General features: G+C 50.4%; 14 protein-coding genes. 6 read left to right on the forward strand and 8 right to left on the reverse strand.

What is annotated here, in order from left to right:
• The first annotated feature begins 83 nt into the window (after nucleotides 1-83).
• Nucleotides 84-1,247 carry a flagellar biosynthetic protein FliO gene (locus DFR47_RS17220; protein WP_113945653.1) on the forward strand — a complete coding sequence of 388 codons (1,164 nt, stop codon included), beginning with the start codon at nucleotides 84-86 and terminating at the stop codon, nucleotides 1,245-1,247.
• A 120-nt stretch (nucleotides 1,248-1,367) separates the two neighbouring features.
• Here the strand turns inward: DFR47_RS17220 and dksA are convergent, their stop codons facing one another.
• The gene (gene dksA / locus DFR47_RS17225; protein ID WP_113945655.1) at nucleotides 1,368-1,784 is read right to left on the reverse strand and encodes an RNA polymerase-binding protein DksA; all 417 of its coding nucleotides are present in this window, start codon (nucleotides 1,782-1,784) and stop codon (nucleotides 1,368-1,370) included.
• A gap of 436 nt (nucleotides 1,785-2,220) precedes the next feature.
• Here dksA and DFR47_RS17230 point away from each other — a divergent pair, with 436 nt between their 5' ends.
• From DFR47_RS17230 to DFR47_RS17245, 4 genes are all read left to right on the forward strand, one after another.
• Nucleotides 2,221-2,769 carry a SixA phosphatase family protein gene (locus DFR47_RS17230; RefSeq protein ID WP_147245614.1) on the forward strand — a complete coding sequence of 183 codons (549 nt, stop codon included), beginning with the start codon at nucleotides 2,221-2,223 and terminating at the stop codon, nucleotides 2,767-2,769.
• Between the two features lie 118 nt (nucleotides 2,770-2,887).
• On the forward strand, nucleotides 2,888-4,363 hold the full coding sequence (locus DFR47_RS17235) for a YcjX family GTP-binding protein (protein ID WP_113945659.1): 1,476 nt from the start codon (nucleotides 2,888-2,890) through the stop codon (nucleotides 4,361-4,363).
• A gap of 6 nt (nucleotides 4,364-4,369) precedes the next feature.
• On the forward strand, nucleotides 4,370-5,428 hold the full coding sequence (locus DFR47_RS17240; RefSeq protein WP_374788326.1) for a YcjF family protein: 1,059 nt from the start codon (nucleotides 4,370-4,372) through the stop codon (nucleotides 5,426-5,428).
• Nucleotides 5,429-5,705: 277 nt separating this feature from the next.
• Nucleotides 5,706-6,239, forward strand: coding sequence for a hypothetical protein (locus DFR47_RS17245; protein WP_374788325.1), 534 nt, complete (start codon nucleotides 5,706-5,708; stop codon nucleotides 6,237-6,239).
• Nucleotides 6,240-6,305: 66 nt separating this feature from the next.
• Here the strand turns inward: DFR47_RS17245 and DFR47_RS17250 are convergent, their stop codons facing one another.
• The 4 genes from DFR47_RS17250 to folP form a co-directional block, all read right to left on the reverse strand.
• Nucleotides 6,306-6,971 (reverse strand): O-methyltransferase, encoded by a 666-nt coding sequence (locus tag DFR47_RS17250; protein ID WP_113945663.1) that lies wholly within the window; start codon nucleotides 6,969-6,971, stop codon nucleotides 6,306-6,308.
• 63 nt (nucleotides 6,972-7,034) lie between these two features.
• Nucleotides 7,035-7,562, reverse strand: coding sequence for a 2-amino-4-hydroxy-6-hydroxymethyldihydropteridine diphosphokinase (folK, locus tag DFR47_RS17255; RefSeq protein WP_113945665.1), 528 nt, complete (start codon nucleotides 7,560-7,562; stop codon nucleotides 7,035-7,037).
• Nucleotides 7,559-7,921, reverse strand: a complete 363-nt coding sequence (gene folB, locus DFR47_RS17260) for a dihydroneopterin aldolase (RefSeq protein WP_113945666.1) — start codon at nucleotides 7,919-7,921, stop codon at nucleotides 7,559-7,561. The genes folK and folB overlap by 4 nt, the downstream gene beginning before the upstream one ends.
• Before the next feature lie 101 nt (nucleotides 7,922-8,022).
• On the reverse strand, nucleotides 8,023-8,871 hold the full coding sequence (folP, locus tag DFR47_RS17265) for a dihydropteroate synthase (RefSeq protein WP_170137539.1): 849 nt from the start codon (nucleotides 8,869-8,871) through the stop codon (nucleotides 8,023-8,025).
• A gap of 269 nt (nucleotides 8,872-9,140) precedes the next feature.
• Here folP and DFR47_RS17270 point away from each other — a divergent pair, with 269 nt between their 5' ends.
• Nucleotides 9,141-9,782 (forward strand): DUF922 domain-containing Zn-dependent protease, encoded by a 642-nt coding sequence (locus DFR47_RS17270; RefSeq protein WP_113945668.1) that lies wholly within the window; start codon nucleotides 9,141-9,143, stop codon nucleotides 9,780-9,782.
• Between the two features lie 123 nt (nucleotides 9,783-9,905).
• On the opposite strand, the gene DFR47_RS17275 is transcribed toward DFR47_RS17270, so the two are convergent.
• The 3 genes from DFR47_RS17275 to DFR47_RS17285 form a co-directional block, all read right to left on the reverse strand.
• Complete coding sequence (locus tag DFR47_RS17275) at nucleotides 9,906-10,931, reverse strand: NAD(P)/FAD-dependent oxidoreductase (protein WP_113945670.1); 1,026 nt, start codon at nucleotides 10,929-10,931, stop codon at nucleotides 9,906-9,908.
• Between the two features lie 481 nt (nucleotides 10,932-11,412).
• Entirely contained in the window at nucleotides 11,413-11,736 is a 324-nt protein-coding gene (locus tag DFR47_RS17280) for a 2Fe-2S iron-sulfur cluster-binding protein (RefSeq protein ID WP_113945792.1), read from the reverse strand.
• A gap of 134 nt (nucleotides 11,737-11,870) precedes the next feature.
• The gene (locus DFR47_RS17285) at nucleotides 11,871-12,050 is read right to left on the reverse strand and encodes a hypothetical protein (protein WP_113945672.1); all 180 of its coding nucleotides are present in this window, start codon (nucleotides 12,048-12,050) and stop codon (nucleotides 11,871-11,873) included.
• Nucleotides 12,051-12,151 lie beyond the last annotated feature (101 nt).

The raw sequence follows: 12,151 nt of genomic DNA on the forward strand, positions 1-12,151 counted from the left end.
AAACAAGCAGGTTATGCAATTATGCGGTTAAAGCGTTTATCAACGCCGCAGAGATTGCATGATTCTTATAAGGACGATTGAATATGATGGATTGGCTGAGCGGGCTGTTGGGCGAAAATACAGCCCATATTATCAGCTTTATCGGGCTTTTTGCTCTGTTTCTTGCAGGCGTTTTTGTTGTCTTTGCCGTAATTAAACGAATGACAGCAGGCACTTATGTCACCAAACAGCATGATGCTGCACCACGCCTCACAGTAACTGACGCAGCAGCGGTCGACAGTCAGCGCCGTCTGGTTCTGGTACGCCGCGACGATGTGGAACATCTGATCCTGATCGGTGGTCCATCTGATATCGTTATTGAGCAGAATATTACCCGCCATAAAAACAAGCAGCAGGAACAGGCAGCACCACGCGTTCGCCAACAGGAAGAGCGCACAGGTTTTGCGCCTGTTGCCGCCATAGCTCCGGCAGTGTCACAAGCTCCGCTCATTGCACCGGAGCCAAATCTTACTATCGCTCCTGCCGCAGATATTATCGCAGCAACTCCAGCCTATAAGCCTGAAGCTGAAACACCTGCACCACAGCCACGCCCAGCTGCACCAACTGCCAGCGCGCCGGTTACAGTTACGGCTTCACAGGCTCAGACCTTGCAGACACATGCCCAACAGGTTGCTGCTGCTCGCCAGCAGCAGAGCCAAAAACCTGTCCAGCGTCAAAGCGCCCAGCCTGCTGCTCGTCCAGCGACGGAAGGTGCAGCACCAAAACTGCATCCTGTCTATCCGCTGGGTCAGGTATCGCGCGGCGTGATTGCTGCAACGTCCGGTCTGGCTGCTGCCAATAATGCAGCTCAGCAGGAACTCATTGAGGCTGCAAAGCGTGATAACCGCAGTGCATCACCATCACTTGATGATGTACGTCCGGGCTCTACCCAGAAAACCGAAGGCAATCCGCTGGTATCCCAGAGGGCAACACCGCAGGTTGGTCGCCCGACCCAGCTAGAGCCATCATTCAGCGCTCCGGTAACGCCTGCCCCTGCTCCGGCAAAACCTGCTCCGCAGCCAAGCTTTGAGCTTGATCTTGAGAATGCAGTTGCTGAAGCACTGTCCTCCAAAGACACAACACCAGACAGCGAAATCTCATTCGAAGACCTGCTCGCCTCAGAAATGGACCAGCACTTTGCTGCAAGCGAAAAAGCAGCGGCTGAAAAGCCAGCCAGCAGCACATTAGATATCTCTCCGCGCAAATAAGCGCGGGGAGACCTCCCCCGACAGGGGTACCGATAAGTACAGACAGAAAAAAACGCAGTGCCCTCCAGCACTGCGTTTTTTAATTTCTATTTATGCGTGCGATCAGCACATCACCCATACTTATTCGTCGCGATAAACTTTTTCGCGGCGCTCGTGACGTTCCTGTGCTTCGATCGACAAAGTCGCAATAGGACGGGCGTCCAGTCGCTTCAGGTTGATCGGATCACCAGTTTCTTCACAAAAACCATAGGTTCCTTCATCAATACGAAGCAAAGCCGCATCAATTTTGGAGATTAGCTTACGCTGGCGGTCACGGGCACGAAGCTCAATAGACCGATCTGTTTCCGAAGAGGCCCTGTCAGCCAAATCAGGATGATTAGCATTTTCACGCTGTAATGCTTCCAGCGTTTCGCGTGCTTCACGCAAAATGTCATTCTTCCAAGCAACGAGCTTGGCACGGAAATATGACTTCTGCCGATCATTCATGAACGGCTCGTCATCCGTGGGCTTGTAGTTCAGGTCGATTAATTCACTCATTTTGAATCACCCCTCACCTAGGAGACGATGCGCCTTATAGGTCTATAAGCAATCCGATACAACCTGAAAAATCATACAATCAAGTATTTTCAACCAGAACCTGAAAAATACGAAAATTATTATCAGATTACATAAAACTGAGACATATATATTCTAAAGTACAAAAAATTTATCTCTCACATTGATTTCAAAATTCTAATAGCAATATTTTAATTCAATAACATAAATATAAAATATTTACAGATTTTCACACAAATTAACCCTGTTATTTTTCTTCGCACGTTTCCCCATATTCATAAAATCTGATCAAAAACGATATATTTTAACTTTGAAATATAAGAAAAAGCGCTATTTCGATTCCGAAAAACAACAGAAACATTTTTCTTAGTTTATGTTTTCAATACAATTTTAGGAAATTAATCAGGCTATCTTTTCGGTGCAAAACCTGCAAAATATCGTCATGCGCACCATTTTGCTCCTTCGCCATGCCCAAGCCGTTCTCCCTGATAGCAGCGGCAAAGACTTTGACCGGCAGCTCAGTTCCGCCGGAAAAACGGATGCTCTGCAACAGGCAGAACGTCTGATAAAATCCGGCATCATTCCTGATTTCATTCTCTGCTCTCCGGCATTGCGCACTCTGCAAACGGCTGAAATTTTCAGCGCAGCAATCACCAGCGCCTTTCCTGAAATCAGCATCACACCACAATACGCATCGTCACTCTACCGTACCAATGCTTCCGGCTATCTGTATGAAATTCGTGAACAAGCCCCGCAAGACGCACAATGCGTACTGTTAGTCGGTCATAATCCGAGCATTGAAGATTGCGCCCTGCTCTTCGCGCAGCCAGATAGTCCGCTGGCGCAGAGGATTGGCTATGGTTTCCCGACTGCCGGTGTGGCACAGATTGAAACCAATGCAGAATTTGCAGATATCACGCCGGAAAATGCCCGATTGACCGCGCTTTTCTTGCCTCAGGAAGACTGAACCAGAACCCTGCGACAGGTGTATTTTACAAGCTCCTGCTTTTACTCTCTGTAATTTATTGATTTCTCACCCTATATTCACAACCAGAATAGTGAGTAACGTCTTTACGGGGGCATCTTTGGCCAAACTGACCACTTTTACAGATGAAGCCAAAATCGCTTTTGATACATTGATGGAGCGTACCGGCAGCTTGGTTACGCCGTCTTTACGCCTTGGTGTTACCGGCCTTTCCCGCGCAGGGAAAACGGTTTTCATTACCTCTCTGGTGCATAATCTGACCCAAGGCGGGCGCATGCCGCTATTTGAAGCGCATGCTACCGGACGTATTGCCCGTGCCTATTTGCAGCCGCAACCTGACGATGCCGTGCCGCGTTTTCAGTATGAAGATCATCTCGCAGCATTGGTGAAAGATCGCATCTGGCCGGATTCCACCCGTGCAATCTCTGAGCTGCGCCTGACCATTGAATATCAGTCGGCCTCTTCATGGGGACGCATGCTTTCTGCCGGTAAGCTCTCGATTGATATTGTCGATTATCCGGGGGAATGGCTGTTGGATCTGCCTTTGCTCGGCAAAAGCTATAGCGAGTTTTCCCGTGATTCTTTTGCGCTCGCCAATGAAACCGCCCATCTTGGTTTTGCCGAAAACTGGTTGCGGGAAGCCGCGACGGTTGATGCCTTAGCGCCAGCCGATGAAATGACAGCGCAGCGTCTGGCACGCAGCTTCACCGATTATCTGCGTGCAGGTAAGTCCGACGAACAGGCACTATCCACCCTGCCCCCCGGGCGCTTTTTGATGCCCGGCGATCTGGAAGGCTCACCTGCGCTTACTTTTGCGCCTTTGCCTGATTTACCGGATGGCAGTTTCAAAAGCGGCTCATTGGCCGCGATGATGGAGCGGCGTTATGAATCTTATAAAACCCATGTAGTGAAACCGTTTTTCCGCGAGCATATTGCCCGCCTCGACCGGCAGATTGTGCTGGTGGATGCGATGCAGGCGATTAATGCCGGTGGCGGCGCGGTGCGCGATCTGGAACGCGCGCTCACTGAAATTCTGGCCTGCTTCCGCGCCGGACGTTCCAATATGCTCACCGGCCTGATCCAGAAACGTATCGGCCGCATACTGATTGCAGCCACCAAGGCTGATCACCTGCACCATGAAAGCCATAATCGGCTTGAGGCCATTGTGCGCAGACTGGTCGATCGCGCTGCCAAGAATGCCGATATGTCCGGTGCTGAAATTGATGTGCTGGCGATGGCGGCAGTGCGTGCCACACGCGAGGCAACCGTCAACCAGAACGGCGATACATTACCGGTGATTGTCGGCACGCCGCTGAAAGGTGAAGTCATTGACGGCGAAGTCTTTGATGGTGAAACCGAAACCGCAATCTTCCCCGGTGATCTGCCGCAAAATGCTCAGGCAATTTTTGAGCAGCCGGAGTTTTCGCCGCAGGATCGTGCCCGTGAAGCACCAATCCGTTTTGTCCGTTTCAGACCGCCACATATCAAAGCCGATCTCGATGGCATTCATCTGTCGCTTCCGCATATCCGCCTTGACCGTGCCATGCAGTTTCTGCTCGGTGACCGATTAGCATAGGGATAAATCATGTCTACAGGCCCGCGCAAACCGATGAGCTTCAGCGTAGAACCGCAAGCGGATGACAGCCAGCCACAGGCGCCACGTAAACCGGTGGCAATTCGCGACTTGTCGGCAGTCACGGCGGAAGCGGTGGATGTTTTTGAACAGGAAGCCATTGACGCAGGCGCACAACTGACACCGCCTCCTGCGAGCCTGATCAAGCGGCGCTTTACTCTGCGCAGTGTGTTTTTCTCCGCACTCGGCCTGCTGGTGAGCTTCGCCATTGCAATCTGGACGGAAGACCTGATCCGCGCCATGTATAGCCGTGCCGACTGGCTTGGCTGGCTGACGCTCGGCGTCGCCTTGATTGCACTTTTCTCTTTACTGGCACTGGTCGTGCGTGAGGGGTTGGCCTTGCGCCGCCTCTCAGCGGTGCAGGAACTGCGCTTTGCTGCGGCAGAAGCAAGTGAGCGCAATGATGCAGACAAAGCCCGCAAGATCACCGACAAATTGCTGGAAGTTACCGCCAATCTGCCGCAAACAGCCCGTGGCCGCGCGACTCTGGAAGCCTTGCGTGGTGATATTATCGACGGGCGCGACCTGATCCGCATTACCGAACGTGAAATTCTGCACCCTTTGGATCGCGAAGCGCGCATGCTGATCCTCAGTGCCGCCAAGCGTGTTTCCATTGTCACGGCGGTCAGCCCGCGCGCTCTGGTGGATATTGCCTATGTGGTTTTCGAATCATCACGGCTGATCCGCCGCCTGTCCGAGCTTTATGGTTGCCGCCCCGGCTCCTTAGGCTTTTTCCGCCTTGCCCGCAGCGTTATTGCACATCTGGCTGTGACCGGAACAATTGCGATGGGCGATAGTGTGGTGCAGCAATTACTGGGTCAGGGACTGGCCTCACGCCTCTCCGCCAAACTTGGTGAAGGTGTTATCAACGGCATGATGACAGCACGTATCGGTATTTCAGCGATGGATATTGTGCGCCCATTACCGTTTGATGCAGAAAAACGCCCCAATATCAGTGATTTCGTCAGTGATATTGTAAAAGCCACAACTCAAAAAAAACCGGTATGATGCTAAAGCGTATCCCGAAAAGTGTGAAACGGTTTTCGGATAAGATACGCGAAAAACCAAAAATCGAGCATTTCCTATGTTTCAACATAAACTGGAAATGCCCTAGTTTATCCTTCGTTTTAATTATGTTAGAAACCACCTATTAACCATTCCAGCCGATTATACAGACTGGTTTTGGTATTTTGTTTGATGGCATTTTGCACAGTTAGCGCGAAGATAAATCATACAGAAAACTGATAAACCGCCCTCTAATTATCCGGAACAGAGTTCTGTTATGATCTTACGTGCCACTGCCGCCTGCCTCTTATTCTTTACCTCTGCAGCCAGCACTGTATCTGCGCACGCATCGGATAAGGATGAAGTGTTTTTCCGTAATGTTGAAGGCCAGTGGAGCGGTCCCGGCGAAGTTGTTGCGGGAAAATATAAAGGCACAAAATTTGTCTGCAATCTGTCCGGCACCACACCGGATGGCAATGTTGGCATGACTTTGGACGGCACCTGCCGCGTTGGCGTTTTCTCCCAGCCGATGAAAGCAACTGTTGTCCGGACCGGCAAAAATTATAGCGGCACATTCAATGATGGCGCTGAAGGCAAAGGTCTGAACGTGACATCCGGTTCCGTCAACGGCAACCGCGTTGTGCTGTCCCTGAGCCGCAAACAGCTCAATGGTGCAATGCTGGCGCGTGTAACCGATCAGAATACGATGAATGTTACAGTTTCGGTTAAAGTCGATGATACTATGGTGCCGGTTGTCGGCATGAGCCTGAAACGTGTCGATGGCGGCGCAGTCAGCAACATCGCCCGTAATTAAAGTATATGGTATTTTAAAAACCAGCCCTGACAGTTCATCTCTCGGGGCTTTATTGTTTTTATAATGTTACCTTACAACTGCCAGCGTAAAGCCGTCCCAGCCCTTAGAGCCAACGGTTTGTAAAGCCGTCGCATCCAGCCTCGACTCCGCTTCAATCATATCAATAAAGCGCCGCACGCCGATGACATTGGTATCCTCTGACTGCGGATCGGTCACCGCGCCATTGCGAACAACATTATCACCGATAATGACAGTGCCTTTACGCGCGAGCTTCAGCGCCCATTCCAGATAGACCGGATTATTCGGCTTATCAGCATCAATGAAAATCAGATCAAACGGTGCACGATCCTGCAACTGCGGCAGGCTGTCGGCAGCAGCACCGATGATAATTTCTACTTTATCGGCAACACCGGCGGCTTCAATATTCTGCTGTGCAATTGCCGCATGTTTCTCGGAATATTCGAGCGTAATCACTTTGCCACCCTCAGGCAGTGCTCGCGCCAGCCAGATTGTGCTGTAGCCACCCAATGTTCCGATTTCCAGAACCATTCTGGCTCCGCACATTTGTGCAAACAGATTGAGTAACTTGCCCTGATTGATCGCCACATCATGGGCAGGCAACCCTGCCTCGCTGTTGCGTCGCAATGTGGCCTCCAGTAGCGGATCATCACCAATCAGCTTCTGCGCCATATAGGCGTCAACCTGTCTCCACTGCTCTTCCGACTGGTACATAATCGCTCCTAAAATTAAAAAGAGACATGCTACACGGAAACAACAGCAGAATGACAAACAGCTTTACAGCGCTGTGTCCTGCCACCAGCGATGGCCATAGCTCATGCGCTGAATTTCACTGCTATCCACTTTTTGCACCAAATCGGAAACAAGCTCACCACGAATTTTAATATTCGGCGCAATGGTTTCCAACGGCACCAGCACAAAAGCGCGTTGCTCAATGCGCGGATGCGGCAGGATCAGATCCGGCATTTCCAGCGCAAAAACATGCTCATAGGCCAGCATATCAATATCAATGGTGCGCGGGCCCCAGCGTTCGCTGCGAACCCGCTTCAGACGCCGCTCGATAGTCTGCGTCACATCCAGCAGCTCCGGCGGCGTTAGTATCGTCGAGATTTCAGCGCAGGCATTATAAAACCAATCCTGATCGGTTTTCCCCCAAGGCGGCGTACGGAACACCGGAGACACAGCGATAACCCTGACATCCTGCCGTTCATCCAGCAGTTGCAAAGCCTGCGCCATTGTCTGCACAACATTGCCGATATTACCGCCCAGACACAGCCAGGCTTTATGAACCTCGCGTGCTTTCATATATTCGGCCACCCGACCGTCACTTCAACATAATCCAGCACACCGGCGACCGGCGCATTCGGTTTGCGCACAGTAATCTCGGATTTCTGAATTTGCGGAAACGCAGCACAAAGCGCTTTAGCAACATCCAGTGCCAAAGCTTCAATGAGATAACGGCGCTTTCCGGTGATAATCTTCTCAATCATGGAGAAGACAATACCGTAATGCACTGTTTTATCAATATCGTCATTTTCGAGCGAGTCGCCCGGATCAACAGTCAGCACTGCATCAACATAGAAACGCTGGCCGAGCTTTTCTTCCTCGTCAAAAACGCCGTGATGCGCAAAAAACGCGCAATTCATCATACGGATCGTGTACAAAAAGCCCTCATTTCTTCACTACTGCATTATAAACGGGCGCTTATAACGCTAAATTTTGTCAGTCCAATATCAGATTATACTGCAAATTCTGAAAAACCGGTTCACGCTTTTTCATGAACGGCTGCGGCATTTAAAACCGCATCTGCCATCAATAAAGCATCACGATTGAGTGCAACATTATGCACCCTGAATATATCCGCACCGCCAAGGCGCAGCATAACACTGGTTGCAGCCGTTGCGGCATCCCTTTCTGCGGCAATATCACGGGCACTCACGGCACCGGTAAAGCGCTTGCGGGATGTTCCGACCAGCCACGGCAAACCAAAACTGTGCAGTTCAGCAAACCGTGCCATCAGCTCCACATTCTGCTGTATATCTTTGGCAAAACCAAAGCCCGGATCAAGCATAATCTGCTGCGGCTTTACACCCGCAGTTGCAGCAATTTCCAGTGATCGTTGCAAGAATACATGCTGATCTTCAATCACATCGGCTGCAACATCTCTGTCGCGCCCTGTATGCATAATCACCAGACCGGCACCGGTTTCAGCAGCAAGCCCCGCAATATCCGGCTCTTTCTGCAATCCCCAGACATCATTGACAATATGCGCACCAGCCGCGACCGCCAGTGTTGCCGTCTGCGCTCGATAAGTATCAACCGAGATCAGGCAACCGAGTTCCCGCGTTAAAGCCTCAATCACCGGAAGCACCCGTTCCTGCTCCTGCTGAGCAGAAACCGGCTCGGCATCCGGACGGGTCGACTCGCCGCCGACATCAATAATCACGGCACCGGCTTCCAGCATAGCACGCGCTGATTGTAGCGCTGCATCTATGGTCTGGTTATTGCCGCCGTCTGAGAAAGAATCCGGCGTAATATTAAGAATCGCCATAATCAGCGCCTGCGATCCAGTTTCCAGAACGCGACCATGCGCCAGTTGCCATTCTCGCTTTATAGGGAAACTCTTAATCATATTCGGAATTAACCTTTTAAAATTGCTTTGCTTTCCAAACCAGCCATAAGTTCTTTACACATTTCATGGAACGATAAAAGCTGACGGAAAGCGCATTTCCGGCAAAACTGTCAATTGCTTTGACCGGCAGCGAATGCGCAGACCAATAAGACCAGCATCATGCAACAGAAGACAATTCTGCCGTATTTTGTGTTAGAACCTGTAAAACAAGGGCATTTATCAAAAGAGCCCTCGCAGCAAAGGAACAGATAATGTCCGGCAAATATCTTGCACTCTCCCTCACCGGTCTGGTTCTGTTATCCGGCACTTTAATGGCCACGCAAGCAGACGCTGCTTCTGTGACACGAAAATATCGCTATTTTCCGGTTTACGGCACAACCGCAGAACAGCTGGATAAATCATTGGCCAAGAATGGCCCAAAGCTTGATGATGGTGGTGAAAGTCATCCGGGCGCGACAAAAATTGCATTTAATGCCCGTGTAAAATACCGCTTTGACGGCAAATATTGCCGTGTCTCAGATGTGAATGCCAATGTGCAGGCTACAATTTCCCTGCCAAGCTGGAAAAGCCGTCGCCGCGCCAGCGCTGATACGAGAATGGTCTGGGATGTGCTGGTGAAGGATATTCGCCGCCATGAAGAAAGCCATATCGTTATCGCCCGCTCCCATGCTTCAGATCTTGAGCGCCGTATTCGCGGTATGCGCAATGAGCGTGACTGCGCGACACTGCGCGCCAATGTCGACAAGATCACTGAGAGCGTCTTTGCGAGCCATGACAAAGCCCAGCAATATTTCGACCGCGTTGAGACAGTGAATTTTGAAACCCGCTTTGAAAGACTGCTCACCAACAGCCTTGAAAAACGCTACGCTCAACAGCAGAAGAAAAAATCCTGACACCTGAATTTTAACAAAGAAAAAGCCCTGCATCATAAAATGCAGGGCTTTTTTGTTCATTTCGTTCACAAGCGCCCATGCAAAAAGCGTCAGGCCACTTGCAGACCGGCAGACACTTTTTTATTAATTAACGCCGAGCTTCTTCTGCAGGCTGGTCGACGACGTGGTGTACTGGAACACAACGCGTTCACCCGGGCTGATAATGCGCTTGGCAGCCTGTGTCATCAGCGCGGCTTCATGGAAACCGGAGAGGATGAGTTTCAGCTTGCCCGGATACCAGTTGATATCGCCGATCGCAAAAATACCTGGTTCGGACGTTTCAAACTTCTCGGTATCAACAGTGATCAGGTTTTCATGCAGGTTAAGACCCCAGTCAGCAATCGGACCAAGCTTCATGGTCAGACCGAAGAATGGCAGCATACGTGTTGCCGGCAAAACGGTTTCACCATCCGTACCTTTGAGTTTAACCGCTGTGAGGTCACCGTTTTCGCCTTCAAGTCCGGAAACCTGACCAACTTCAAAACGGATCTTACCGGCATCAACCAGCTCGAACATTTTCTTCACGCTGTCCGGTGCCGCGCGGAATTCCGGACGACGATGTACAACGGTCATGCTTTTAACGATTGGCTGCAGGTTCAGCGCCCAGTCCAGCGCACTGTCACCGCCACCAACAATCACAACATCCTGATCGCGGAAAGCTTCAACACGGCGAACGGCGTAATAAACGCTCTTGCCTTCATATTCTTCGATACCGGGTACAGGCGGACGCTTCGGCTGGAAAGAACCGCCGCCGGCAGCAATCACCACAACCTTGGTTTCGAAAACTTCGCCTTCGTCGGTTTCCACATGGAATGAACCGTCTTCCAGACGTTCAAGCTTGGTCACCATACGGTTGAAATGGAACTGCGGCGAAAACGGCTTGATCTGCTCCATCAGTTTGTCGGTCAGCATCTGACCGGAAATTTCCGGCCATGCCGGAATGTCATAAATCGGCTTTTCCGGATAAAGTTCGGCACACTGGCCACCGGGACGGTCAAGAATATCAATCAGATGGCATTTCAGGTCATAGAGACCCAGTTCAAACACAGCAAACAGCCCGACAGGACCGGCACCGATAATGACAACATCTGTGCGGATAACTTCGCTCATATTTTCAATCTCGCTGAATCATAACAACTGCGCCAGCCATTACGATCTGTCACATTAATCTTATGTTCTGCCAGTTGTCACACAGAACACGCTCTATAGTTGCTGCCTTCAGGGAAATGGGGCAGCATTTAAATGCCGGAAACCGGCTCATCCGCATGTAACAGGCCTGATATTTTCAGGCAAAACCACACCGGACAAAATTCAATACGAGTTCTATAGTCAAGTTTAGCTCAAATGCCTATAGTTTTTGCGGATATTCATCTGAATAATAGCCGCTCATTTTACATATGACCCGCACGACATTCTAATGCCTGACAAAATCCAGCAGATACAGACACAAAACTGTGTTTAAAACGGCTATCTGTAGAATGTTATTGCGCCGCAAGCAGATGTCACTCCTCTGCACTGATCATGAGATCAACAAAAAAGCGGCCTGCAATGAAGCAAACCGCTTTCACATACACATTATAGTATAGGCAGATCAGCTCTGGCGTTCAGGAACCTGCACAACCAGACCTTCCAGCTCATCACGCACGATGATCTGGCAGGACAGGCGGGAATTTCCACGCACATCATAGGCGAAATCCAGCATATCTTCTTCCATCGGCTCAGGACCGCCAACCACATCTGTCCAGTCTTCGTCAACATAGACATGGCAGGTTGCGCAGGCGCAGGCACCACCGCATTCCGCATCAATGCCCGGAATACCGTTGCGAATTGCATTTTCCATAACGGTGGAACCGTTTTCCGCTTCAACTTCATTGCGCATCGCGCCGTCAGCGGAAACAAATGTGATCTTGGTCATAAACTCATCCCGTGAGATACCCGCATGAAGCAAAGTGACCAGTCTGAGCGCCTGACCATTTATGCGGACACGATTATAAATAGTATTGCAGGCCAGATACGTGCTGTGCGCAGAGAGTTCAAGCTGTAAACACACTATCCCTGCCCGTCTGCGTCAATTTCGAGCACAAATCCCTCACCACCGTCGCAGAAAAAATGTAAATTAAAGCAACTGACGTTAATCAGTTGCGAGTTTAGCGCCAAGCGCCATACGCCTTTGGCAAACACATTAACTTCTTGCTCAACTATGGCAAAATGTGCCACAATCTGAGCCATAATATAGAGACTTCTGATGTTTGCTTAAAGATTTCCACAATTAGATAGCGCTTAAAAAAGCCCGCATTTGCTTAGTTTTCGCTATTCCTTACCATTTCGCG

The sequence above is a fragment of the Pseudochrobactrum asaccharolyticum genome, from assembly GCF_003314995.1.
Taxonomy (GTDB): Bacteria; Pseudomonadota; Alphaproteobacteria; order Rhizobiales; family Rhizobiaceae; genus Pseudochrobactrum; species Pseudochrobactrum asaccharolyticum.